Origin of the sequence: Bifidobacterium polysaccharolyticum (assembly GCF_016101585.1) — a bacterium.
Taxonomy (GTDB): domain Bacteria; phylum Actinomycetota; class Actinomycetes; order Actinomycetales; family Bifidobacteriaceae; genus Bombiscardovia; species Bombiscardovia polysaccharolytica.
In genome coordinates this window covers 32,799-59,085 of sequence record NZ_JACFQG010000004.1, presented here as the reverse complement: position 1 = coordinate 59,085, position 26,287 = coordinate 32,799, and the positions used below count along the sequence as shown (strand labels likewise).

At 59.7% G+C, this 26,287-nt stretch carries 18 protein-coding genes; 14 read left to right on the top strand and 4 right to left on the bottom strand.

The annotated features are described in order from the left end of the window. Positions 1-140 precede the first annotated feature (140 nt). From H3T90_RS07130 to H3T90_RS07100, 7 genes are all read left to right on the top strand, one after another. Positions 141-791 carry an RNA polymerase sigma factor gene (locus H3T90_RS07130; RefSeq protein WP_198230079.1) on the top strand — a complete coding sequence of 217 codons (651 nt, stop codon included), beginning with the start codon at positions 141-143 and terminating at the stop codon, positions 789-791. Next, positions 778-1,641, top strand: coding sequence for a hypothetical protein (locus tag H3T90_RS07125; RefSeq protein WP_198230078.1), 864 nt, complete (start codon positions 778-780; stop codon positions 1,639-1,641). The genes H3T90_RS07130 and H3T90_RS07125 overlap by 14 nt, the downstream gene beginning before the upstream one ends. A gap of 34 nt (positions 1,642-1,675) precedes the next feature. Continuing rightward, the gene (locus H3T90_RS07120; protein ID WP_233439324.1) at positions 1,676-2,533 is read left to right on the top strand and encodes an ABC transporter ATP-binding protein; all 858 of its coding nucleotides are present in this window, start codon (positions 1,676-1,678) and stop codon (positions 2,531-2,533) included. Between the two features lie 154 nt (positions 2,534-2,687). Next, on the top strand, positions 2,688-3,821 hold the full coding sequence (locus H3T90_RS07115; protein WP_198230077.1) for a hypothetical protein: 1,134 nt from the start codon (positions 2,688-2,690) through the stop codon (positions 3,819-3,821). Further along, complete coding sequence (locus tag H3T90_RS07110) at positions 3,814-4,551, top strand: ABC transporter ATP-binding protein (protein WP_101432577.1); 738 nt, start codon at positions 3,814-3,816, stop codon at positions 4,549-4,551. The genes H3T90_RS07115 and H3T90_RS07110 overlap by 8 nt, the downstream gene beginning before the upstream one ends. Before the next feature lie 140 nt (positions 4,552-4,691). Beyond that, entirely contained in the window at positions 4,692-6,608 is a 1,917-nt protein-coding gene (locus tag H3T90_RS07105) for an FtsX-like permease family protein (protein ID WP_198230076.1), read from the top strand. A gap of 61 nt (positions 6,609-6,669) precedes the next feature. Continuing rightward, positions 6,670-7,695: a glycosyltransferase gene (locus H3T90_RS07100; RefSeq protein WP_456298261.1), complete on the top strand. Its 1,026-nt coding sequence runs from the start codon at positions 6,670-6,672 to the stop codon at positions 7,693-7,695. Between the two features lie 13 nt (positions 7,696-7,708). Here the strand turns inward: H3T90_RS07100 and H3T90_RS07095 are convergent, their stop codons facing one another. Then, a complete protein-coding gene (locus H3T90_RS07095; RefSeq protein ID WP_198230074.1) occupies positions 7,709-8,482 on the bottom strand; it encodes a histidine phosphatase family protein in 774 nt (257 codons plus the stop codon). Positions 8,483-8,536: 54 nt separating this feature from the next. Beyond that, a complete protein-coding gene (locus tag H3T90_RS07090) occupies positions 8,537-9,316 on the bottom strand; it encodes a nitroreductase family protein (RefSeq protein WP_198230073.1) in 780 nt (259 codons plus the stop codon). Positions 9,317-9,489: 173 nt separating this feature from the next. Here H3T90_RS07090 and ppgK point away from each other — a divergent pair, with 173 nt between their 5' ends. The 4 genes from ppgK to H3T90_RS07070 all read left to right on the top strand — a co-directional run bounded on the left by ppgK (position 9,490) and on the right by H3T90_RS07070 (position 15,306). After that, positions 9,490-10,260, top strand: a complete 771-nt coding sequence (ppgK, locus tag H3T90_RS07085) for a polyphosphate--glucose phosphotransferase (protein WP_029678405.1) — start codon at positions 9,490-9,492, stop codon at positions 10,258-10,260. Positions 10,261-10,308: 48 nt separating this feature from the next. Then, complete coding sequence (locus tag H3T90_RS07080) at positions 10,309-11,490, top strand: pyridoxal phosphate-dependent aminotransferase (RefSeq protein ID WP_198230072.1); 1,182 nt, start codon at positions 10,309-10,311, stop codon at positions 11,488-11,490. A 131-nt stretch (positions 11,491-11,621) separates the two neighbouring features. Continuing rightward, on the top strand, positions 11,622-12,998 hold the full coding sequence (locus H3T90_RS07075) for an MFS transporter (protein WP_232348592.1): 1,377 nt from the start codon (positions 11,622-11,624) through the stop codon (positions 12,996-12,998). A 70-nt stretch (positions 12,999-13,068) separates the two neighbouring features. Further along, positions 13,069-15,306 carry an exo-alpha-(1->6)-L-arabinopyranosidase gene (locus H3T90_RS07070; RefSeq protein ID WP_198230071.1) on the top strand — a complete coding sequence of 746 codons (2,238 nt, stop codon included), beginning with the start codon at positions 13,069-13,071 and terminating at the stop codon, positions 15,304-15,306. Positions 15,307-15,324: 18 nt separating this feature from the next. Here the strand turns inward: H3T90_RS07070 and H3T90_RS07065 are convergent, their stop codons facing one another. Then, positions 15,325-17,583, bottom strand: a complete 2,259-nt coding sequence (locus H3T90_RS07065; RefSeq protein WP_198230070.1) for a hypothetical protein — start codon at positions 17,581-17,583, stop codon at positions 15,325-15,327. Between the two features lie 50 nt (positions 17,584-17,633). Between H3T90_RS07065 and H3T90_RS07060 the strand changes: the two genes are divergently transcribed. From H3T90_RS07060 to H3T90_RS07050, 3 genes are all read left to right on the top strand, one after another. After that, positions 17,634-21,035 carry a tetratricopeptide repeat protein gene (locus H3T90_RS07060; RefSeq protein ID WP_232350637.1) on the top strand — a complete coding sequence of 1,134 codons (3,402 nt, stop codon included), beginning with the start codon at positions 17,634-17,636 and terminating at the stop codon, positions 21,033-21,035. Continuing rightward, on the top strand, positions 21,028-23,616 hold the full coding sequence (gene ligA, locus H3T90_RS07055; RefSeq protein WP_198230069.1) for an NAD-dependent DNA ligase LigA: 2,589 nt from the start codon (positions 21,028-21,030) through the stop codon (positions 23,614-23,616). The genes H3T90_RS07060 and ligA overlap by 8 nt, the downstream gene beginning before the upstream one ends. Positions 23,617-23,685: 69 nt before the next feature. Further along, positions 23,686-24,882, top strand: a complete 1,197-nt coding sequence (locus tag H3T90_RS07050) for an Mrp/NBP35 family ATP-binding protein (protein WP_198230068.1) — start codon at positions 23,686-23,688, stop codon at positions 24,880-24,882. A 38-nt stretch (positions 24,883-24,920) separates the two neighbouring features. Here the strand turns inward: H3T90_RS07050 and H3T90_RS07045 are convergent, their stop codons facing one another. After that, positions 24,921-26,267, bottom strand: coding sequence for an MFS transporter (locus tag H3T90_RS07045; RefSeq protein WP_198190953.1), 1,347 nt, complete (start codon positions 26,265-26,267; stop codon positions 24,921-24,923). Positions 26,268-26,287 lie beyond the last annotated feature (20 nt).

Genomic DNA, 26,287 nt, shown 5'->3' with positions numbered 1-26,287 from the left:
AATGGTCAATTCTTCCTCACTGATAGTGCATTTCTAGACACGCCAGGAAGGAAATAAAACCGCCTTCCATGCAACTATTGCAGCCTGCACAACGAATATGAGGTTGTCGAAAGTTCACAATGCTGCAAGGAGGCTGGAGCATGGCGAGGATGGGTGACCATCTGCTGCCTGCGGATGAAGCTATACATCCGGCCTTGGTCAGACAAACCAGTGACGGAGACGCTGATGGTGGCCAATCCCAGGCAGAGGACCTGGAATGGATCAGAAACATACTGTCAACTAGGTCCTTTCGCGCAGCCGATGACCTAGTTCGCAAGTACTACGACGACATCCTGGCCTACATCCGAGCTCAAGTAGGCGATAAGGAGGAGTCGCTGAACCTTGCCCAGGATGCCTTTGTTGCCATTCTGCGGTCTTTGGGCAGCTACGATTCGCACAAGTCCAGCTTCCGTACCTGGATCCACCGCATCGCAACCTACAAGGTTATTGACTACTGGCGGATCCGTCGCAGGCGGCAGCGGCAGGAGGCACAAGTATTTGTGGCATCCGGCCACGATCAACATGACGACCCCGCCGACCAGACCTTCAAGGACGACCTAGTTGGTCGGATTGAAGACAAGATCTCACAAGCCCCGGTCCCGGCGCAGGAAGTTTTGCGTCTCCATCTGTATGCCGGCTATGGGTTCGCGCAGATTGCCGAGGCCTGCGGAGAGCCTGAAAACACGGTCAAGGCTCGGTATTACCGACTTTTGGACAATTTGAGGAAGGAGTTTGGTCATGAATCGGTCTGAACCTGATATCCGTCCCATTCTGGCGGCTCTTCAGGGTAGCGACCTTGAGCGCGATGATTTTGCTGAATCACAGATCGGCAGTTCCAGGATGCGCGAGCGATCCATAAAAACAATTGTACGCAAAGGGATGGGAAGACGTCCTGGGCTGATCTGGACCCTTGTAGCCATGGTCCGTTCCCTAGGCCTGAGAAACCTGCTCTTTGGCCTCTGGGACTGCGTCTTTATCGGCCTGATTCTGACGGCGGCGGTTTGGGCGACCGTCTTTGGCTCCTTCATGAAGACTGCTTGGCCCAGCAGAGTCGATAGAATCTTCGGTCTGGTTGTCCCAATATTCGTCTGCTCGCCTGCTCTTTTCCTGGTGGTGCACCTTTTGGTAGTGCTCAAGGAACGGAATCTGAATACCCTGAATCTGATCAGAACCTGCAGGTGGTCATTCCGTCAGATAGCAGCAGTCAGGATGCTTCTGTTCGGCATGGTCAGCATGATGATTTCATCCTTGGCTACGGTCTTGCTGGCGCGGACGACCAATCCGGGGCTGTCCACCATGACCCTTCTGGGGATCAGCTTCTCCTCCCTCTTTCTCTTTTCCCTGGCACAGATCTGGGTGGAGGAGCATATGCATGGAGAACTGTCCATCTATCTGGTTCTCGGACTCTGGATTGTGCTCGGCATGATGCTTTATCTGACTCGATTCGCCACTGCCCCCATCCTTGTCTCCATTCCGCCGGCCTTGAGCCTGGCGACGGGCCTTGTTCTTCTGACGATCTTCCTGCTTGTTCTGCATGGACGCTGCGTAGGGTCACCTCTGCCAAGGTGGGTATGGCATATGAAAAGACTGGCGACGGCATGAGGGCGGAATCTTACATGTTTAGCGTGAAAGGACGGTGAGTTTCGTGCTGCACTTGGACCATGTGTCAAAGAGCTTCAGGAACAAGCGGGTTATCAACGATCTGAGCCTTTCTATTGGAACCGGCGTCCATGGGCTCCTGGCACCCAACGGAGCAGGCAAGACCACGCTGATCCAAATGATCGCCACCCTGATCCGCCCGGATTCGGGAAACATCACTTGGAACGGGCAGGACATCATGGTTATGGACGAGGACTATCGCGGCCTCTTGGGGTATCTGCCCCAAAAATTCGGCTATTACCCAGACTACAGCGCTGAAGATTTTTTGATGTACATAGCAGCCCTTCAGGGGATCGGCCGGAAACGGGCCAAGCCCCTGGCGAAAGATCTCCTGAAGACCGTGGGGCTTAAAGACCAGGGTAAGCAGAAGATGAAGACGCTCTCTGGGGGCATGATTCAGCGCGTGGGGCTGGCACAGGCCATGATCAACGACCCGGAACTGATGATTTTGGACGAGCCGACCGCTGGTCTGGATCCACGGGAACGTGTCCGCTTCCGCAACCTGGTCCATGCTCTTTCGCGCGACCGGATCGTTATCCTGTCCACTCATATCGTCTCTGACCTGGAGACCATCGCCGACCGGGTCATCATGCTCAAGGATGGGCAGATCTGCTGCAACCAGTCCCCAAGGCAGATAAGCCGCTGGCTGGAAGGCAAAATATTCCTGGTTCCTGCGGATTATCGCTTAGGGCAGGGGCAGCTGCTCCTTGAGGACGAGCTGGATGGGGATGCGACCCGGCTCAGAATTTACTCACCTGAGCCGCCGTCCCAGGGCCAGGCTGTTCCTGCCAACTTGGAGGATGCCTTCCTGGTGATCTACGGGGACGAGGAGTAGCGATGCAGCATACCCCGCCGAATCGGGCTCGCGATCTTATTTCTTGCCAGGGATGTCTTCAATGAGATGGATGGTGATCAGGAACGAGATGCGGCACCTTCTGGGTACCTCTTTTTGGGTGGTGCTCAGTCTGTCTCTTGGATTCGTTTTCTGTATGAATCTAGCTATGTATGACCAAATTCCCACTGACGAAGCCCATCATGACCTAGCTAGCTACGGACCGTATGTCAGTCAGTCCACCGTTACTGGATTCAAGCGTGAGGCTGACAGACTTGAACCGGTGGTATCCAAAGATCTGATGGCACTTGGTCCTCAGGCTGTTCAACTGGGCGTCAAGAATTATCAGTCGGCCAGGGACCTGGTCGATTCGGTCGAGAGCTCGCGCTGGACAAATCCTTCAGTACTGAATACAGACCGGGGCAAACTGACCGGCCGCATCAATGCCTTGCCTAGCTATCGTCGGCTTGTTCATTGCCATGATGTCATGGATGCCTATCGTGGATGCAACCGGGAAGCCCTGACCGCAAGAGCTGAGAAACAGTTGCGTAAGGGCGGTAGTAATGGCATCGAACTGCCCGAATCGGTGACGAAGCGGCTTGACATCTTAAGTGGACAGTGCAGAGCGGGTATGGGCCTGGCCGCTCCTGAATTACTGGACTACACTCAGAGCAACTTCAGACTTTCAGTTTATCTGGTCCCGCTTCTGGCAGCCTTGGTTGTCGTGGCCCCACGCCTTGTTAAAGACCAGGTCCATGGGGTCCGGCAGACGCAGTTGACGACACGGACCGGACGCATCTTGCCTGGGCTGCAGGTGTTCGCCATGGTCTGTGCGGGCCTGCTGATGATGCTCATGGTGGCAGCGGGATCATTCCTGATGTGGGTGCCCAAGATCGCGGGTTTGCAGGATCTTTCGGTTTTTGATGGACATGCATTGCCTTGGTTCACCTGGTCCTTGGGGGAGTATCTGGCTGTGTTCGTATTGCTCTGCCTGGGGTCCGCCTTTCTTGTTTTTCTCTTGGTTCTCTGGATTTCCATGCACTGCAGGACCTACACACGCTTGGTCTTGCTTGCAGTCCCGGTGGTGTTGCTGGCCGTTCATGTCTTTGTCGCCTGGCTTCTCGTGGATCCATGCTGTATTGGCAGTGTGGTGACTCGGATTGTACCATTGCCCGGCATTGAGCTCTGCCTAATCCTGGGGCTGCTGGTTTTGACCCTTTGTCTTTGCTGGTGGTCGGCCAGAAAGCTTTGTTGCCTAGGCGATCTGAATGAAAGGAAGATCAATGAATGAACTGCCACTGAAAATGGAGGGGGTATCCTTCCATTACAAGGCTGGTGAAGCTGGAATAGACCAAGTCGGCCTGGAATGCTCGACAGGATCTTGGACCGCAGTTATGGGTCCTTCCGGAGCGGGGAAAACCACCTTGCTTTATTGCGCCTCAGGGCTCTTGCCAGTACAGCAGGGATCGGTCGAGATAGCCGGCCAGAACATAGCCAGGATGAAGGAGTCCGCCCTAACCAGGATGCGCCGCGACCATATCGGTTTCGTTTTTCAGGATTACAACCTGGTCGAGGCCTTCACCTGCTTGCAGAACGTCATGCTGCCCCAGCTCTTCGGCGGTCCCAAAGTTGGTGTCGCCCAATCGCTGCAGGCCTTGAAGATTTTGGGTCTAGATGGGTATGCGCAGCAATATCCATCTGACATATCTGGCGGTCAAAGGCAACGCGTGGCCATTGCCAGAGCGCTGGTCGCCCAGCCAGATATGATTTTCGCGGACGAGCCCACCGGGGCACTGGATACGCGCAGCTCGGAAATGGTTCTGGATGCCCTTTCGACCTTGGTGGAGAGCGGACGGACCGTGCTCATGGTGACCCATGACCCCAATGTGGCGGCCTGGGCGCAGCGCACGGTCTTCTTGGTGGACGGCACAGTGCATTCGATATGCCAAGGATATACGGCCGAGCAGCTGTCCACTCACCTGACCAGCATGACTCAGGTCGGCCAGGGGGTAGGACGATGATGCATGCGGGTAAAGGCCAAGCAGGAAGAGGAGAAGTTCCCGGACGGGATTCCCTGCATGCATTCTCCTCGATCAGTCGACCGACCCTGTTCTCCTTGGTCTTGTCCCTGATCGGGAAGCATCGAGCATCGTACGCGGTCATGGGTCTATCCACCTTCCTGGCATCCCTGCTGACCTCTTCGACCATGCAGGTCTACCAAGCGGGAAAGTCCTTTGACAATATCGGCGATCTGAATAGGTTGAACACCTATCAGCGTCTCCAAGCCAAGGTACCTTATTCAAATCTCTCCATGGTCACTATTCCGGCGCTGGCTTGCTGCCTGCTGGTGTCGGTCTTTTTGGTCCTCTCGTCGGTCACTTTTCTGATTCAGGAACGCCGACGCGAGTATGCAATGATGCGGTTGAACGGAGCCTCGCGCAGGAGGATCCTGATCATAGGTATCTTGGAATTCTCGATCCCCCTGGCCCTCTCGAATCTCATTGGCTGCCTGGTCGGATCTCTCCTGACCATACCAGTTGGACGGTTTTACGCGCGCTCTGCCGAGTTCAGCGACAGTGGCATGGTTTTCACACCGCGGATTCGACCTTCCATTGCAGTTGTCACCTTCATCATGATGATGGTCGCCTGCCTGTTGGGAGTATGGATGGCTATGCGCAAGGTGGGTGGGGCAGCTCCGCTCCAGCTCATGACGGAGACCAGTGACAAAACCAAGCGGATCGGGTGGATTCGTTCTTCGGCAGCCCTGGTCTTCCTGATCCTGACCTTGGTGGTCGGGTTCGCCCCATTGCCTTCTATGACCCAGGACCTGCGTATTATGCTCGAGGTCATTCTTGTCATCACTACGGTCTACTTGGCGGCTCCGATCCTGGTTGTCCTGACTGTGTCGGTCATTGGTCTGATTCCGGCGAAGGTGGCCGGGGGGCCAGGTCTTCTGGCCCTGCAGCGTGCTCGAAAGGAGAGCGCAGGCTCAACCGCTATAGCCCTCCCCGCCATGATGATCCTGACCATCGTCATTTCCCTTGTGGCAGCCATGCAGGCTGGCTCCATCGGAGGGGCGGTTCTGAGCCTATATCCGCTGAAGGCCGATGTTATGGCTACTTCCCTTGATTCGGATGCCCAAAACCGCAACCCATCCGATCTGATCGGTGGGATGCCTGAGGTTCGAGACTTTGTTACCTACCAGACTCAGCAATGGGCTATGGAAGGATCAGCGGGCCAGACGGCAACGGTGGTATGGGAACCTGCCGAGCAACTGCAGGGTCAGAAAGTTCAGAGTTCGCCGAGCATTCATTTCTCCTTTGTCCAAGGGAATTCGTCTGATCTCGGTTCAGACCGCGTCGCTGTGAATCAGGATTCCTCCTATTCCATAGGCGACACCGTTCGTCTTCTTGATCGCCATGATCAACCGCATGAGGTGCGGGTCGTTGCCCTTGTTCAGTCGCCTGAGGGCATTCCAGAACTATCTGCAGGCAATAACTATCCTCTGCTTCTGACGGCGGAGGGTGACCTGCCTCAATTGGGTGAAGACGCACATACGATCATTCCCATATCGGCTGTCAATCCGACTGATGCGCACGGGATTACCTCCCGTCTGAAGAGTGGCCTCCAGGGCGATTTCGCGGTGCAGACCAGGCAGGAGTATATAGATGACTTCATTCAACGAGGCTTGTCCGGGCAGACGGCCATGAAGGTCATGATCGTCGGCGGGACCATTCTTGCCCTAATTTTCATGATGCAGTCCATCGCCATTTCGGCTTGGGAGCGCAAGCGGCAGAACCAGCGGCTCAATCAGATCGGGGTGGCCTGGAGGTCAATAGCCTGGTCGGGAACGATAGAGACACTGACCGATGTGGCGGGCGGTGCAGTGATGGCGCTGCTGGGGATCGCCATTGTCGAGGGCTGTATTGCCTTGAGTTTTGTCCAGGCTGGCATGTCTATGGCTCTGACCCCTGTGCCCGTCGGCCGGTTCCTTCTGGTGACTGTGGTTCTGCTGCTGGTGGCGGTGTTCACATCCTGGGTGTGTAGCCTGCGATCCAGGAAGGTGGAAGAAGGCTGAACCTACTAGGAGGATTTTGCTTCAGTAAGCAAAGTTGCGGGGCGGTGTCACAATGGAGAGCATGGGAAAGACCTTGAATAAGGCGGCTATGGTCGTCGTAACCTATAAGCGTCAGGAATTGCTGACAGGCCTGTTCGACTCCATCCTCCGGCTCACCCAGGCCCCCTGGCGGATCGTGGTGGTGGATAACGAGAATTCGGCAGACACGCGAACCATGGTCGAGCAGTTCTCAGAACGTGTGACAGGACGTTGGGGCAGGACCATCATCGACGGATCCGGCAATCAGGATCGTGTTGTTTATCTGCCACAGGACCACAATGGCGGCGGCGCGGGAGGCTTCTCCGCCGGTGTGCGCAAGGCATACGAGCTTGGTGCCAAATGGTTTTGGGTCATGGATGATGACGTTGCAGTAGAGCCCGAAGGACTTGACCTGCTGGCTAAGTGGAGTGACCGCTATCAGGTGGTGCAGGGTTCCCGGCTGGATTATGATGGCGGCCCCTTCTATTGGCAGTATCATTTTCTTACCGCCTTGGGCATTCCAGACCCGATAGCACCAGGGGAGTTCGGCCCATCGGGCTGTCGTCCCATGAACACCATGTGCTTTGAAGGAGGATTCTTCTCCCGGCAGGTTGTGGAGCAAATCGGTCTGCCTGATCCGCGCTTCTTCATCTACTGGGATGACACCATCTATGGGTATTTGGCATCCAAGGTCACACAGCCTGTGGTCGTATCCGATGTAGTCATGCGTCGGACTCGTAACATCGCCAATTGGAACATCGCTGGTGTGCGCCAGCTCAATTCCACCTCGGATATGAATCGTTACCACATCATGCGCAACCGGGGCTTTATGGCCAGGTATTTCATGGTTCATGGGGACTATCGGCCCCTGGCCTTCGCCCTAGGAACCCTGGCAACAGCTCTTAAGGAAGTCATTCGCCTTCTGGCTGTTGATCGCAGTCACATCATGACTGGTATTCCTGCCATCCTGAAGGGATGGGTGGATTCGCGCCAGATATTGCATGATCCCGACTGGAGGCCCATGGAGCCCCTCAAGGGCCAGTCAGCTGGGGGAACACAGCGAGCTTGAATAAATTCGCCTGCTACTTTTCTTGACTTCCTGCCTGGAAGTACTCCATGGAACTGACTGGTCCCGCCAGGTGGAAGCCATCATCCCCATAGACGACCTTGGTCACCGCGGTGTTGTCCATGTCAGGGATGGTGCAGTGGTCGTCGATGGCTGTCAGGAACTGTTGCAAGCACATGCCTGATGAGACCACCAGGACAGGCCCGCCGCCCTCTTCGATGGCGGACTGGGCGATGCGCGTCAATACCGCAATCATTCTGCTGCGGACCTGGGCCGTGGTCTCAGCCCGATCCTGTTCCTCCAGACCGGCGGACAGGATGTCCTGGGCATCCAGCCGGTGGAAGGTGTCTTGCATATGGGCGGCGATGTTCCTGCCATAGGTTGCCTTGGCCGCAGCGAAGTTCTCGAACCCCATGGCTGAGCACACTTGGTCCAGAGTAGTGCGCTCGTCCCGGCCCTCGAAACTTCCGAAATTGTCCTCGCGCAGGTCAGGATCCACGCCCACGCGCAGGTCTCCATTGCCGGACATGTCAAGTGCCAGGCGGGCCGTTTCATACTGACGACTCAGATTGCCGCTCCAGGCTGCACGGAAGCGAATGGACCGCAGGCCCCGACCGAACTGGCGCACGTCCTCGCGACCTTGCCTGGTCAGAGGGAAATCTGACCAGCCCTGCATCAGATGCATGACATTGGCCGTCGTTCTGCCGTGCCGGGCCAGGTAAAGGGTTGCCGAACCTGCTTCAGTGCTCGGTTCGGCGGTGGACTGAGATGATGATGCTCCATTGTTCATAGTTCATCACCCTACACGGTCCCTTTGCCGGGGCACCGGGATATACAGCCCCGGTCAGGACCTGATGAAACGGCCTCCATCGCCCCAGGTCCATGTGCCGCCGCCGGATCCGATCTGGAAATTCATTTTGGCTATGCCCAGATCCACTGCGGAACCGTAGTCGACCGAGGGGTCAAGGGTGGCGATCGCATCGCCCGTGTTCTTGTCCCAGGCAAAAACCACGGGCTGTCCGTTCATGGCCGAAGGCGCCTTGGCGGCGGCAGCCACGCCGGCCTTGAACCATTCCGGAGCCTCCTGGCGGTCCTGCGCGCTCATGGAAGAAGTCAGCTCCTCATAGCTCTTGGAGGTTCGATGCTCGCTCTGACGTTGACAAAGCTTGTCGAAGTCCTGGTTGCCGTAGCCGATCTGGTCGGCCGGATAGCCGATGGTGACCACCAGATAGAGCGATTGGCTAGCCGTGATCCGGCAGTGGCGCTCGGCTGCCTGACGGTCCCAGCTGCCTGACACCCATCCTGTCCCCAGTCCGTACAGTGTGGCTGCAAGAACTATGCGCTCGCCATAAAAGCCGGCTTTTTCCAGGCTCTCCTGATCATCCTTGGGCCCGACCAGGGCAAGGTAGTTGGCCGCATTGGCCAGGTGGCCGGAGGCATTGTCGGCAGCGAAGGCGTCCGGTTTGCCTAGGACCAGTTGCATGTCCAGACCGCTGAGCGTATTCAGCGCGTTCAAGGTGCTGCCGAGCTGCCTGGCGAGGTCGGGATCGATGGGCTTAGGATCGTATTCTCTGGTGGTGATGCGCACGTTGACTGCATCAATGAGCTGTGTGTGTTCGGTCATAGCCTTATTATTCCACTCAATTCTTCTTCCTGCAGTTTGTAGCACAAGGCCAGCGGAACAGCCTGACCCTGGTCCGGCTCATGCCGCTCCTACGAGTTGGAGAGGCATGGCTTGGGGTACAATCGCTACCGTGCCGGTTCGGACCCTCATCTTTGATCAGCTAAGGAGCAGCAATGATTGAAACAGCGCAGGCTTTCGGAGTGGATATTGGTGGATCCGGCATTAAAGCTGCCCCTGTTGACTTGACGATCGGCGATTTTGCAGAGCCTCGCAAAAAAATTCTGACTCCGGAACATTCCACGCCAGAGGCTGTGGGGGCTGTTGTCAAGGAGCTATTGGACCGTTTTGAAGTTCCGTCGGATGTGCCTGTGGGCATCGCCTTCCCGGCCCCTGTCAAGCCTGACAAGCCGCTGGATTTCATGGCCAACCTGGACCAGGCCTGGGTCGGTACTAATGTCCAAGAGGTTCTTTCCAAGGCCTGCGGTAGACCCGTCAGCGTTGTCAACGACGCGGATGCGGCCGGGCTTGCCGAGGTGCAGTACGGGGCTGCCAAGGGCCAGAAGGGTCTGGTCATCGCCACCACACTGGGCACTGGCATCGGCACGGCGCTGATTTACAACGGCGTTCTGATTCCCAACAGCGAGCTGGGCCATCTGACGCTGGACGGCAAGGACGCAGAGAAGTACGCAGCATCATCGGTGCGTGACCGCAAGAAGCTGAGTTATAAGAAGTGGGCCAATCGTCTGACCAAGTACTACCGCTTGCTTGAGCACTACTTCAACCCTGACTTCTTCGTTGTTGGTGGTGGAGTCAGCAGGATGAGCGAGAAGTTCCTGCCCCACATCGACATCAAGACTCCTATTGTGGCTGCCAAGCTGCGCAACCAGGCCGGCATTGTGGGAGCCGCCTATCTGGCTGACCTTCGGCAAAAGCACCTGGGGTGAAGCAGGGCGTTTAGGCGGCTGCTGGATCGGATGAGGAGCTGAAAAATCATGCATTTTTCTCACCGCACCGGGTCTGACCGCCCCAATCGCATAGCTCTGGCCGAGTCAGAAGCACGAGCCCATGGTCTCAAGTTGGGCAGGCTGAATGATTCCAATCCCACCCGTTTCGGACTGGCCCCGGCATTTCTGCCTCAGGTCTACGAGGCCGAACCGAGGGGGCCTCGTAAGGCTCGGCAGGCTCTGGCTGAGTTTCTGACCAGGCGTCAGAGTTTGTACGGCAAGGATCGTGGTATTGCGGTTGATCCTGATAACCTCTACCTGCTCTCTTCCACATCTCAGGCCTATTCCTGGCTGATGAAGCTCCTCTGCGACCCGGGTGATGCCATTCTGGAGCCCCGGCCCGGATATCCTCTGATCGAATCCATCGCCGGTCTGGAATGTGTCCGAACAATTCCATACCGCCTGGCCTACGACGGGTCCTGGGTCTTGGACCTGGCCACGGTCAGAGAGGGCTTGGAGGGGCCTGAGAGCGACCGCATCCGCGCCCTGGTCCTTATCAACCCCAACAATCCCACGGGGTCCTACATTCATCCAGAAGAACGCCAGTCGCTGCTGGAACTCTGCCAGCGGCATGGGGTGGCCATCATTGCTGATGAGGTCTTTTTTGACTATCCCTTGGATCCTCTGCCGGGCCGCGCACGACTGGCTGGGGAGGATAGGATGTTGACCTTCGCCCTGGACGGGTTCTCGAAGAGCCTGGCAGCTCCCCATGCCAAGGTGGGCTGGATTCAGGTTTCCGGGCCAGCCGACCAGGTTGCCGAGGCCAAACGCCATCTTGACATGATAGCCGACGATTACCTGCCCATGAGCCTTCTGATCACTAGGGATATGGAATCCATGCTCTCGGATATTCCCGGCCAGACCAGTCGTGTGGGGGAGCGTGTCAGGGGCAATCTCGAAATCCTCAGACAGACATTGGACCAAAAGGGGTCCTGCGTCTCCCTGCTCAGGCCTGAGGGCGGTTGGAACGTTCTGCTGCGTTTTCCCGAGGTCATCGATGAGGAGGAGCTGATTCTTCTCCTGATTGGGTCCTACGGGTTGACCGGCCAACCTGGATACTTTTTCGACATGCCAGGCAACGGATATCTGGCCCTGTCTCTTCTGCCGGAATCCTTGCGATTCCGCCGAAATGTGGACGCAGTCGTCTCAGCTGTAGAAAAAATATTGTGATTATAACCCTCCTCTTGCCTGGTTTGCTCCGATAATAAGTTCTGAACAATTGTCGGTTATGGAAGGGGGAGATTGGCACGGCTCAATGATGAGCCACTGATTGCAAGGCTGCACACGAAGGAGTGATAACTATGGTAGACGAAAATAAGGATCGAAGGGGAAATCCAACTGAGGGGGTCGGTGCTCGAGTCAGGGGAGATATCAAGGCCATGGCCTCTGTAGACGAGACTGGAAGCGCTGTCGCCGGACAGGGGGTGGATGCGAACCTGGCTCCAGATACGGGTAGAAGGCTCAACAACGCGGAGAAGTTCCGTTTTGCCATTGGCTTCGTCCTGGTATCCCTGCTTTGGGCTGCGCCCTTTACCATGGGGTCTGGGGTTCTCCTGCCTCAGATTTTCAATTCCCTGCATGGTGTCAGCGCTGAAGCTGCTCTGGGGACAATGAATTCGATCGGCTGTGTGTTCGCCTTGGTGGCCAACGTTGTTTTCGGCGCTCTTTCAGACATGTCCAGGTTCCGAGTCGGCAAACGCACTCCTTGGATCGTGCTGGGCGGTATCATCGGCGCACTTGGCTTCCTGCTGGTCATCCAGTCCCATACACTTCCCATGATCATCTTCGGCTGGTGCATTGTGCAGGTGGGCATCAACTGCCTGATAGCCCCGGCCGTGGCGGTCCTCTCCGACAGGATTCCTGAGTCGACCAGGGGAACCTATTCTGCGCTGTATGGAGCTAGCCAGGTGGTCGGCCAGCAGTTGGGGACTATCATTGGTAGCTCGTTCATAGCCAACATCCATACAGGCCTGGTAGTCGCCATGATCATCTTCCTCTTCTCCGGTATTCTCACCGTGCTGATCTGGCCCCGGGAGAAGTCGGCTGCCAACACGGTCGTGGAACGAACCTGGGCGGATGTCGGCCGGTCCTTCATACCTCCCACTAAGAATTGCCGCGACTTCTACCTGGCGCTTCTGGGCAGGTTCACTTTCGTCGTCGGCTGCTTCATGATTCAGGGCTACCAGCTTTACATACTGCAGAAGTACTGCCACCTGAGCGATGCCCAGGCCGCATCCACACTCAAGATCATGGCCTTGATCTCGGTTGTGACCACCATTTTGGCCTCCGTTGTATCGGGCCCGCTTTCGGACTTCCTGCACAGGCGGAAGGTGATCGTAGCCACCAGCTGCCTGATTCTCGCCGTCGGCATACTCTTCCCCTTCCTGATGCCAACCGCCACGGGCATGTACTTCTATGCCGCCCTGGCTGGAATCGGCAATGGCTGCTACATGTCAGTCGACCAGGCGCTGAACGTCGATGTGCTGCCAAACGCCAAGGAGGCCGGCAAGGACCTGGGCATCCTCAACCTGGCCAATACGATCGGTCAGGTGATCGCTCCCGGGTGCACGACTTTAGTCATTGGCCTCTTCGGAGGCTACAGGATGATCTTCCCGGTCGCTATCGTTTGTCTGCTGGTGGGAACCGTATTCATCATGATGATCCGCAAGGTCAAGTGAGTCTGAAAACCTGTAATCCGGAGCTGTGCTGAGCAGCGGCCCGGCTGATCGAATCCGAAAGGAAAAAGACATGACAGAACAAACACGTACCAAAGCCAAGGATCTGGACCTGCAAGAGGAGGCCTCACTGACCTCGGGGTCGGACTCCTGGCACCTGCAGGGGCTGCCCGACAAGGGCTATGAAGGCTATATGATCACTGACGGTCCATATGGCTTGCGCAAAGCCACTGGCTCCGACGTCTACGGATCGGTCCCAGCCACCTGCTTCCCTCCGACTGCGGGTCTGGCCTCCTCCTGGAACCCCGATCTGACCTACCAGGTGGGCCAGGCCATGGGGGAGGAGTGCATCCAAGAGAAGGTGGCGGTGATTCTGGGACCCGGCATCAACATCAAGCGCAGCCCTTTGGGAGGCCGCAACTTCGAGTTTTACTCGGAGGATCCTGTGCTGGCCGGCCATGAAGCTGCAGGCTTGGTCGAGGGGGTCCAGTCAAAGGGAGTGGGAACCTCTCTGAAGCATTTTGCAGCAAACAACCAGGAGACCGACCGGCTCAGGGTCAGCTCTGACGTGGACGCGCGGACTCTGCGCGAGATCTACCTGCCGGCCTTCGAATATGTGGTCAGGAATGCCAAGCCCTGGACCATCATGTGCGCCTACAACAAGATCAATGGAGTCTTCAGTTCGGAGAACCGCTGGCTGCTGACGGACGTTCTGCGCGGCGAGTGGGGCTACCAAGGCATGGTCATGTCAGACTGGGGTGCCGTCCACAACAGGGTCAACGCCCTGCAGGCCGGACTCAATCTGGAGATGCCGCCCTCCCGCACTGATGACCAGGTAGTACAGGCCGTACAGGCTGGCAAGCTGAACAAGGAGCAGCTGGACCGGATGGCCCAGGGAATCCTGGACCTGATTGACAAAGCCCGTCCGGCCATGTCCCAGCAGGGATATCGTTACGACGCCCAGGAGCACAACAACGTGGCCCGTCGCGCTGCCCAGGAGTCCATCGTGCTGCTGCGCAACGAGGATCATATTCTTCCTCTTGACCCGCAGAAGAAGGTCGCTGTAATCGGCGAGTTCGCCAGGACCCCACGCTATCAGGGTGGAGGCTCCTCGCATATCACGCCGACCGAGGTCTCCTCAGCGCTGGATGGCTTCAAGGAGGCCGGCATGAGCGTGGACTTTGCGCCCGGTTTCACGCTGGATGACAAGGAGCAGGATCCCGCCTTGACCCAGCAGGCGCTTGAAGTTGCGCGCGGAGCCGACACTGTAGTGCTCTTCCTGGGGCTGCCTGAAGATGCTGAGTCCGAGGGCTTTGACCGCACCAGCATGGATCTTCCCGACAAGCAGGTGGCTCTGCTCAAGGCTGTCTCCGAGGTCAACGACCGGGTGGTCGCCGTCCTTTCCAATGGAGCTGTAGTGACGGTTGCCGACTGGATGGACAAGACCAAGGGCCTGCTGGAGACCTGGCTGCTGGGCCAGGAGGGTGGACGCGCCGTGGTGGACGTGCTGACTGGTGCTGCCAACCCGTCGGGCCATCTGCCTGAAACCATTCCGGTTAGGCTGGAGGACAACCCCACCATTACATCCTTCCCCGGCGAGGAGGGTCACTCCCGTTATGGCGAGGGTGTCTACGTGGGATACCGATACTACGACACCTTCCAGCGCCCGGTGGCCTTCCCCTTCGGATTCGGGCTGTCCTATGCCGACTTTGACCTGGATCAGGTAACGGTGACCAAAACCGGCGCCAACTCGGCTCGGGTGGAGGTGACTGTGACCAACACCTCGCAGGTGGACGGCGCTCAGACCGTGCAGGTTTACGTGGCCCCCTGCGCCAGCCGGGTGAATCGGCCCAGCCATGAGCTCAAGGCCTTCACCAAGGTCTTCCTGAAAGCCGGACAGTCCAGCCGGGTGAGCATGGACCTGACCGAGCGCGACTTCGCCTACTGGTCCACGGCTATGGATGCCTGGCATGTGGAGGCGGGCACTTACCGCATCCAGGTGGGTACTTCTAGCCGAGATCTGGTTGCAGAAGAGGACCTGCAGGTGGATGGCGACGGCAGGTTCATTCCGCTGAATGCCGAATCGACTATGGCCGAGTGGCGCGAGAATTCGATTGGCGGGCCCATCTTGCGCGATCGTATCGATAAGGATGGCATACCGCTGCCTGACGATCCCAACACGGCTCAGCTTTTCGATACCATGCCTCTGGCATCGGTCATCACCTTGTCAGGCGGCGATGGCAATGGCATCGTGGCTGACATGATCGACCGGTATCACCAAGTCCTCAAGCAGCAGGGCCTGGACTCCTGACATCACTGTCGGCTGGGCTCAGGGTGCTAGGAACCAGACGGCTACGTTCATGGCCTGACTGGGGTCGAAGTGCTCCAGCAGGACCATGGCGTTGATCAAGGTCAGGACCAGGCCAGCCAGACAGGTTAGTGTCAGTAGGCTCATGACGGCCGCTCCCGCTCTGAAGCGGCCGCCTTCGTATGCCGAGGATGCGGCAGCCATGATTACAACGGCAGCCAGGCAGATCAGCCAGGCGAAGTCGATGGTGTAGCGCACCGAGAACCCGCCAACATAGGAGTCTGCAGCCATAACCAGAGCCGCTAAGGCCAGGGCCAGGATCAAGGCGGGCATCCATCCTCGGCGCTGCAGTTCTTTTCTCACCCGGGGCAGAGCAAGAAGAGCAAGGGCCAGTACGAGAACCGGTGTGGTGACTAACAGCCCGCCCAGGCCAGGCTCGGTGAAGTGCCAGACCCGCATGGGAGCGGGGGAGAATTGCAGGTAGGGGAAGACCGGCAGGGTGGTCAACGGCTGCAGAAGGTAGTAGCCAAAGATCTGAAGCAAGCCCTGGGTGCCAGGATGATAGTTGGTCAGATCCAGGACTGTCATCTGATACCTATTGCCGAAGTCCAGCAGGGACCCGAAGCGCCAGCGGTTGTACCAGAGCAGGGGAGCGGCTACCAGGAGGACCGGCAACAGGCCACAGACCAGCAGCGACAGCGCCCGTTTCTGAGACAGGTCGGTAGGATGGCTCCTGCGAGCGAACAGGGTGTTGATGACTGCCCTTATTTCCTTGGCAAACAGGGGTAGCGCCAGTAGTCCGGCAGCCAAGAAAGTGGGTCGGCAGCCCAGGGTGGCAGCTATTGACAGCGAACCCAAAAAAAGTCGAGGTCTAGACAGTTGCCATGGTTGGTCCCCGTCCTCCACGGTCCACATCCGCGTTGATCCACGATCCGAATGCTCACCGGCATCTGTAGGCTGTCGATGGACCCGTCTGGCCCCCATCCAGAGCCAGAGTCCAGTCATGACCGCCAATATGGAGGCATCGAAGGGAATCGTATAGAAGTTGCGGCGGCACCAGAGGTAGACCATGCCGGATCCTTCCAGCATGGTTGTAAGAGCCATGCCGACCACGGCCAGGCTGACCCGGGGGAACCATCGTGCCAGCAGGCGGATGGTGGCCAGGGTGGTCATGATGATGGCCGACGTGACCAGCAGGGCGGCAGCCGAACTGGTGGGCAGGGCATACCCGCCCGGATGCGCCAGGCTGGTCACCGCCCTGTAAGGCAGAAAGAGCAGCAGTACCGGCAGGACACCGAAGTAGGAGTACCAGTGGCCATTGTGATAGACATAGTCCCAATATATGGGTTGCTGGTCCTGGGCCAACAGTGCGTTGCGGGTGGCTATGTCAAAGGGGTTGGCTGCCTTGGACAGACCCGGCGCCTGGCCCAGATCCAGCCAAGGGTGTCCATGCAGAAGGGCCTGCGCCACATGATCGTACTGGTTGAAGTCGTAGACATAGGCCTGCGGGTGATGATAGGCCACGGGGGTAAAGGTGGACAGATCATACTGGATGCTCCAGCAGGACCAGACTGCCAGCGGAGCCAAAATCAGGACCAGTGCCAGGCGCTGGCTTACCGAACCCGTATCCAGCCGGGTCCGCCAGAGGACCGAGCCGGGTAGGTAGCCTAGAATCAGCGCCGCCAGACAGGCCAGCATCAGTATCCGCGCCGGGTTGAGTTCCAGGGGTACCACATCGGCCGGAGTCATTCCGGTCAGCTCCAGCTGAGATCCGACGGGCTCCTGTATCCACAGTCGCATGGCCTGGATCCGACCGCCGTTGGGATTGCCTCTGATGCGCAGATAGTGGCTACGGGCCTGACCGGGGCAGATCAGTCCTCGGGTGCCTTTGGTCCAGCCCTTGTCGCCGGCCAGGTGCAGGTCCAGACGTACATGAATCTGCGACAAGGGTGAACCCTTGATGCCCTCTGCCAGCTGGGCCTGAAGGAAGGATGCCCGTCCATCGGCGACAGGGACGTCCATCCAGGCACCAGCTGGATCGGTGACCTTCAGTCCTCCGCCCGGCAACGGGGACAGCCCTGGTCCCAGCTGGTGCGATTCTGAGGCGATATCGCCAGCAGTCCTTGTCGGAAAGTTTGAGGATGAACCCGCCAGCGACTGCCAATGGGCCAGATTAAAGACCCCCAGTTCCAGGGTGAGCACAACAAAAAGTGCCAGCAACAGGCGGATGGCTGCGCCCCTGGCCGGGGTGGGGCGTCTCAGGGCTGGCAGAGTCATCACGGTTTTATTCTAACGGCGACATGTCGGGCTGGATTGGGACAATCAAAGGTATGTCCAAGAACGCGAAGAAGTCCCGGGGGTTCGGGGATCTGTCCGGCCTGGGCCGTTCCATTCTTTCCTCACTGGAGGGACTGGTCGGCTCCTCTCGTCCGGCTACTGGGAGTCGCGGGGATCGTCCCCTGGATTCTTCGGTGGCTGACATGGTCGATCAGATCAACCGGACTGGGCACCATCCAGATGATCGGCAGATGCGCGAATTTCTGGCCTCCCACAGCCGTGTTCTGGGCATCGCCGTCAAGCGTCGACTTTTTCCGCGCCTGCAGGGTGTGCCCGATGGTCTGACGCTTGGCTGGGTCCAATGGCCTGATGCACCAGGCCGCGGCTTCGCGCTGGGTATCTTCACCGATCGTCGTCACTTCGCCCAGATTGCTCTGGCCGACGACCATGGCCGGGTCTTCATCGGCGAACAGAGCCGAATGGACCTACAGAACATGGAGCCTGCCTTCTTGCTGGGCCGGGAGGAGGAGGTGACCCTGGCCGACGGTCGTCGGCTGGGCCGCGATCCGGGTCAGGATTCGGGACCGGTCCGCGCCCTGCAGGGTGCTGTAGCAGGCCGTGACGATGCCGGCCACATGCGTTGGCTGGCCTCCTGGCTGCGAGCCGATGGCCGCTATTCACTTGAGCAGCTGCGTCCGCTCCTGCCTCCTGAGATGCGCCTGGACCTGGAGTATAGGGATGCCGTGGCCATTGCCTTCTTCGCTGCTTACCTGCTGCCGCGCATCCAGGGAACCTTCACTGGGTTCGGCTCGGGCAACATCTTCTACCGGCTCAACCGGGAGGCGCCCATGGGAGCCATCCGACGCAGCGTTGGTGACATGATCCAGGCACGCTCCCATGGACAGCGGGTCTCCGGTCTGGAGGATCTGTTCGCCGACCTGATGCGCGAGGCTGGGGCCCTATCGCCCGTCTCAGGCCTTGAGGCCGTTCATGGGGCGGAGCCCCTGCATCTGTATGCTTCCTCTTATTCGGGCGCCTACTTCCTGAGCTGGGACAATGGACTGGAGTTCACTGCCGCCCTTGCGGCCCTGCGCATCGAGGGCAATCTCAACAGGTTCGCCGCCGTCAGCGCCTGGCTGGAGCGCAATGCGCGCCTGGGAACGCTGCCCACCGAGGACTCGATCAACCGTGTCCAGGCAACCCGACTGGACCAGGCACTTTTGGATGATCCTGCCATTGTCGCCTTGATGCGCCCGGGGGACTATCCGATTCGCTTCGATCCACTGGAGGACGACGGGCGGACCGCCATCAATGCCATGGTCGACAAGGCGGCGGCGACCGCCGTCATGGTGAGTCAACAAGCTCCCCAGGCTTTGCCCGTTCGAGCGGACGGCCAGGGTCAGGAGCCGGTACGATCCGAATGGGTCTACCGGCAGACGCTGTCCATGCTGATGCGATCCCTCCGGCTGCCCTTCCGCTTCGATGTGGAGTTCAGGTCCAACCTCGCCCAAGGACAGGTGGCCCTGGCCTTCACAGCGGCAGGACGCACCATGATGCCCTCCAGCCGCTATGAGGACCAGTCGCGGGCCTGGCGGGATCTGGACGACGGCGAGCGATCCGCCATGAGCGCTGACTACAACCTGCGCGTCGGGCTGATGATGGCTGCCCTGGCCTTCGGGGTGGATCCGTCCGTGCGCGAGGTCAGCCTGCAGATTGACTCCATCGGTCTGGAAGAGGCTGTCGACCAGCAGAACTCGGCTATCAGGACCATGATGGGACAGGCCCTTGAGGCCTTTGAGCGCATGCGTTCAGGCGAGGTGGCCCCCACCGGGTCCAAGGCCGATCCCAAGGATGGCGACGTGCACGGTGATCCCACCAAGCCCATTGCCTCCCGGATGGCCCCGGAGCAGCAAGAGGGGAACGAGGAGGACAAGGCCGAAGATCAGGGTGAAAAGGAATCCGTGGACCGTGAGTTCAAGGATCTTATGCAGGGCGTGGACCTTGACTCTGCTGCCTTTACGCCGCCGTCGTCAGCCAATGATTCCGATACGGATGAGTCGACTGCTGATGATGCCTCTGCGGACAAGACTGACGACGACGCATCGCAGAATCCGCTCAGCGCCCTGCAGAGCAATCCGACCATCCGCACCCTGGTCTCGGTGGTCTTCAGCAGGGAGCTCTTCCTCTCCCGCATCCGTTCACAGGGTTTGAAGGATCCACGTGCCATCTACCGCTTCTTCGACGCGGCCATGCAGGTGGATCCCCAAGGCGGGCTCAAGCCTACTGAGGCTGAGTTCGACATGCGCGATGACCGCTTCAGCCCCCATGGCAGTCAGGAGGAACCCGAGTTCTCCGAGGTGGCCTTTGCTGACAAGTCTGCCAAGGCCCTGGGCGCACATAAGGCGGTGGATCTGTCCATCCAGCGTGCCGACCTGTTGCAGAGGGCTGTAGGCGGTTTCCACCAGCTGGCCTCGGACCGGACCATGACATCAGCGGCCAAGGCCCAGGCGGCCACAGGCATCATCCAAAGCATTGGCGACCCGGAGCTGGAACAGCTGGCCCCCCAGGTTGCCAGTGCCATGATTGACGGAACCCCTGTTCCGGACTTTGACTTCTCGCTGTCCTCCCAGCTGGACAAGGAGCGTGTCAAAGCCCGTGATCTGCTCTTCTCCGGCGGGGCAGCCCAGGGCATACAGGTTGAACAAGACGCTATCGCTCATCTGGATGCCGTCTTTGCGGCCGAGGGCCAGGTACCCCGCTACTTCAACTCCTATGCCGAGCGGGTGGTCTACAACCGCCTCTTCGCCACACCGGGAGAGCGGACCCTGCTCATTCCTGACAACCTCTTCTATGCCCACCTGGAGATAGCCGACCTGCTGGTCCAGATCAAGGAGGACCAGGCGGCCCTCAAGCATCTGAACGCCATGGTGGCCTATGCGCCCGCCTATCCGCTTTCCCACCTGAAGCTGGCGGTCATGCTGTCTAACCGGGAGGACTGGGATTCGGCACGGGCTGCCACGCTCAACGCCCTGCGGGTGGCTTTGGATCGGGACGACGCCTCCTTCGCCTACTATCGCCTGGCCTATGCCTCATGGATGCGTGACGAGTTTGACGTGGCTGCGGCGGCCTACCTGATGAGCGAGCACATCAGTCCCGATCGGATACCAGCCCTCAAGAGCGAGCTTGCCGAGCTGCAGGCCAGGGCCCGCTCCCAGTGCGTGGTCCTGCCCGAAGACCACAGGCAGGCCCGCCGGGTGCTGGCGGAACACGGCCTGCCGGTCTGGCCTCACACCGAGGTGGCTTCGATAGTGCGCCAGGCCGCGCGCATCTGTGTGGACGGTGGGCTCTTCGTCCCGGCCCGAACACTGTCAATGGCGGCCGCAAGGATGAACGACGACGATAATGAAGGTGTTGATGTGGTACAGGCACAGTTCATGAGGTCGCTCAATGCATGACAAAACAGCTCAGGAAGATATTCAGCAAACCCGTGATGAGGGCGGGAATGCCGAGTCCAGGCCCAGGCCGGGCACTGACCGATGGATAGCCTCCCTGCAGCCCGACGATGCTGATGCCATGCGACTGGGGGAGTTGGATTTTGACTCTCTGGGAGCCCAGCAGGCCCAGCGTCTCTGGTCCAGACTGGCTGCCTGGGTGGAGTCCGACCAAGTCGCCTACTACATAGACGATGCGCCGGTCTCCTCTGATGCGGCCTATGATGCCCGGATGCGCTGCCTACAGGAGCTGGAGTCCCGCTTCCCCAGCTTGGACACACCCCAGTCGCCGACGCACCGGGTCGGAGGGACTTTCTCCAACGACTTCGCTTCCGTCCGTCACCCCTCCCAGATGCTCAGCCTGGATGACGTCTTCAGCGTCGCAGAGCTGCGTCAGTGGTATGACGGACTTCGTAACGAGCTCGACTGGCCAGAGGGCAAGGCCCTGCCCATGACCAGCGAGGTCAAGATAGACGGTCTGGCCCTCAACCTCCTCTACCGTAACGGGGTCCTGGAGCAGGGCCTGACAAGGGGGGACGGCGTTACCGGGGAGGACATCACCCTGAACGTCAGGACCATTTCGAGCATTCCGCAGAACCTGTCTGGGCCTGCCAGTGATATTCCCGAGTTCGTGGAGGTCCGTGGCGAGGTCTTCATGCGGTTCGATGACTTCAATGCCTTGAACGAGCAGCAGGAGCAGGAGGGCAAGGCGCCCTTCGCCAACCCCCGAAACGCCGCCGCGGGGTCACTGAGGCAGAAGGATCCGCGCATCACGGCCAGCCGCCGTCTGAGCTTCTACGCCCATGGCCTTGGTTCATTGAGATGGGGACCGGCCCATCCCAGGGGGACTCATGACGAGGTCATCGACCAGTCCCAGGCTTATGACCTCTATAAGCAGTGGGGAATCCCGGTCTCCCCCCACAACCGGGTCGTCACCTCCTTCGACCAGATTCTGGACATGATCGACTATTATGGCCAGCACCGCAATGACATCGAACATGCCTTGGACGGCATCGTGGTCAAGCTGCAGGACCGGGATCTTCAGCGCAGGCTGGGTGCTACTTCACGTGCGCCCCGTTGGGCCGTGGCCTACAAATACCCCCCGGAGGAGGTCAATACCCGGCTTTTGGACATCACCGTCCAAGTGGGCCGGACCGGGCGAATCACCCCGGTGGCTGTTCTCACTCCGGTCACTGTGGCAGGATCCACGGTCTCCAGGACCACCCTTCACAACGCCTCCGAGGTCAAGCGCAAGGGCATTCTGATCGGGGACACGGTCGTGGTTCGCAAGGCAGGCGATGTGATCCCTGAGCTGGTCGGACCGGTTATCGAGGCCAGGAAGGGGCGCGAAAAGGAACTGAGACCCTTCATCATGCCCGAGACCTGCCCCAGCTGCGGTGCCCGGCTGGCCCCGGCCAAGGAGGGCGATGTGGACATCCGTTGCCCCAATGTGGAGTCCTGCCCGGCCCAGCTGACCGAGCGGATCATCCACATGGCCTCTCGAAAGGCTCTGGACATCGAGCATCTTGGGGAGCAGAGCGCCATAGCCCTGACCAACCCCGATGAGAACCGGCCCGATTCCGTGGAGGTCTACGCTCCCGGCCTGCGTGAGGTCCTGGTCGACCAAGGCGGCCAGGCAGCCCAGTATCAGCCGGACCCGGACCTGAAGCTTCCGCCTCGTCAGGAACCTGTCCTGACCAGCGAGGCGGGTCTCTTCGACTTGAAGGTGGAGGATTTGCGCCAGGTCTATGTCTGGCGTGAGGTTCCCCTGATGGAGCAGGCGGAGGTCGAAGGCCGGCAGGGACGTGCCACAACCAAGCGCCGGACTGGCGGCAGCGGTCTCTGGTACCGGGTGCCTGCCTTCTACAACCTGCCCAAGGGCGCCCAGGCTGGCCAGGGCGAGCGGGCTATGAACAGCCATGAGACCCAGGTCCAGGAGGCCGCCCTGGGCAGTGCCGACGCCCAACCCTCCAGGAACACCCTGCAGATGCTTGAAGAGATCGACAAGGCCAAGCATGCCGACCTGTGGAGGGTCCTGGTGGCCCTGTCCATCCGACACCTGGGACCGACCTCGGCCCGGGCCATCGCCACCCGCTTCCCGTCGCTCAAGGCCGTGGAGGAAGCCAGCGTGGAGGATCTGTCCGAGCTGGACGGTGTGGGCCCCGAGATCGCGCACTCCATCCACGACTGGTTCCAGGGTGCTCGGCAGCCCGACGACTGGCGTGGACGCATCCTGGATGCCTGGCAGGCAGCTGGCGTCGGCGCTCATGTCGAGCGCAGCACTAAGCCACAGACTCTAAAGGGCATGACCGTGGTGGTCACTGGCAGCCTGGAGGACTTCTCCAGGGACTCCGCCAAGGAGGCCATCGTGGAGCGCGGCGGCAAGGCCTCAGGATCCGTAAGTAAAAAGACCACCTATGTGGTGGTGGGCGCCAACCCGGGCTCCAAGGCCGAAAAGGCTGAGAGCCTGGGCCTGCCAATCCTGGACGAGGCGGCCTTCCACCGCCTGCTTGACACCGGCGATCCCAGCCCAGCCCAAGGTTGATTGTGACATTCGCAATATCCGACCAGCCGCGCCCTAGCAGCCGATGGCTGGGCGCGATATGGTGACGGCATGGAACAAGTAGAGCATCGCAAGGAAGGGACCCGGGATCTGGAGGAGCTGCCTCGAAGAATCAAGGGGGAGGTCTATGAGCGGCTCAGTCGGGTCATCGATCCAGAGCTGGGACGGTCCATTACCGATTTGGGCATGATCACCGACATCATTGTCGAGCCAGCCAGGGATGCCGAGGCCGACTATGAGGTGACCGTGCGGGTGGAACTGACCATCAAGGGATGCCCGTTGTCGACCACCATCACCAACCAGATCAACGGCACCGTGACCTCCTACCCGCGAGCCCGGCTGCGCCCCCATATCGATGTTTCCTCCATGAGCCGGGAGAAGCTGGACAACCTGGTAGCCAACCTCAAGGCCGCCCGGCGCAGCAACCCCTTCTCCAAGCCCGGCGTGGGCACCCGCATCTTCGCCATTGCCTCGGGCAAGGGCGGCGTGGGCAAGTCCTCGGTGACGGTCAATCTTGCGGCCACGCTGGCTGCCCTAGGCTATGACACGGCTGCCATCGACGCGGACATCTACGGATTCTCCCTGCCTGGGCTCTTCGGTGTACACAGCCGGCCCACCAATCTGCACGGCATGCTGATGCCGGTCACCGCATGGGGGGTCAAGCTGATTTCCATCGGCATGTTCGCCGGGTCGGACCGGGCCATTCTCTGGAGGGGTCCGCGCCTGCAGCGCTCGCTTGAGCAGTTCCTATCCGATGTCTGGTGGGGTGACCCCGATGTGCTCCTGCTGGATCTGGCCCCAGGCACCGGGGACATGGCCCTGTCCGTGGCGCAGGCCCTGCCCAACAGCCGTCTGATCGTGGTCACCACCCCCCAGCCGTCGGCCTCACAGGTGGCCGTGCGTTCAGGGCTGGTGGCCCTTCAGCTGCCCACCAAGGTCCAGGGTGTAATTGAAAACATGTCCTGGTACGAGCACAATGGCGAGCGGCTGCGCATCTTCGGTCAGGGAGGCGGCCAGCGTGTGGCCGACCAGCTGACCCGTGACTTGGGGTATCAGGTACCCCTGCTGGAGCAGCTACCCCTGCAGACTGACCTGCGCGAATCGGGGGAGTCCGGCCGGCCGGCTGTGCTCAGATCAGACGGCTCCCTGGATGATTCGCCGCTGACCAAACGATTCGTGGACCTGGCCAAGACCCTGATGGCAGGTTCGGAACCTGGCGATGCCCGTCGGGCCGCCGGTGAAGACTGACTCTACGTTTTTAATTCGGTGCCGTACCTTGTCTGAGATTAGATGGCGGCTGGGCTCTTTTGGCTGGTGATCTGCCGCGAGGGAATGGCCAGGAACCAGGGGACTGCCAGCACGACCAGCCCGATGGCGCACATGGCCAGGAAGGGAATGACCTCATGCCCGGCCAGGACGTAGGAGGCGAACATGGGTCCCACGATGTAGCCCAGGGAGGCGGCCGTGTTGAGTAGCCCGAACATGCGTCCACTGAACGATGGCCCGGCCAGCTCGGCGGCCACCACCGGCTGGGAGATGCCCATCATGACCTCGCCCAGTCCGAAGATGGTGATGCCCAGAGAGGCCACGCTCAGGGCGCCGGGGGTGGAATCCAGGCGCAGGCCCAGGACGATGATCACCCAGGCTGCGGCCCAGAAGACCGGCACGGTGCGCAACAGGCGCACATGGTTGGCGTCCTTGAGCCGTGGCAGCAGCACGATGTTCATGATGACCACCGAGAAGGTGTTGACTACATCCACCACTGACAGGGACCAACGGGGGATGTGTGGATCAGAGATCAGGGTGGTGACCAGGCCGGCATCGAACTGGGAGTAGCCGAACAGGTCCATGAAGAAGGTTCCTAAGGTCAGCAGAACCATGGAGGCCAGCACCCTGGTCAGGGAGCTGGTCCGCCCGCCGAAGGTACCGTTGATGGTCATGCTTTTATTGCCGTCTGACTGTTTGTTCTGCAGGACATGGGTTGCCCCTGCGGATTCCTGGACGGCCTCCCGCTCCGCCTGAGCCTTGAGCTCAGCCGTCAAGCGGCGTAGCTGCCAGTGTCGTTCGATGACCAGCAGGGACAGGCTGAGCAGAGCGAACCCCAGGGCCCTACCGCCGAAGCCGAGCCGATAGAGGAAGTCCTGACCACCAGCGGCCAGCAGCCCGCCAACGGCCGCTCCAAGGCCGATGCCCAGGTTGAGCTCGGCCTGGTTGATGCCGTAGACGATTCGGTGCTGCTCCCTGGTGGAGATCTGCGTCAGAATGCTGGCCCAGGAGGTCTGCATGCCCATCCCCAGGCCCGAGACGAAGGCTCCCGCCACTGCTGCCCGGTAGTCGTGGGCCACAGTGAAGATCAGGGGGCCGATGACCGAGAAGATCATGGCCGTATGCATGGCCAGCCAGGAGGAACGCCGGTCCGAGACCCATCCGATGATGGGGTTGGAGATTAGCGATCCTACCGAGCTGATGGTCACCAGGAGGGCGGCCTCGCTCATGGTGGCGCCCAGAGAATGGGTGGCGAAGAGCAGCTCGATGGGCATGACCAGGCCGATGCCGAAGTTGCACATAAGGTCCACGATGAGCATGGCTCGCAGGTATACGGGCAACTCCATGAACTCACGTAGCCAGCGCATCGGTCTCCACCTCCATCGAA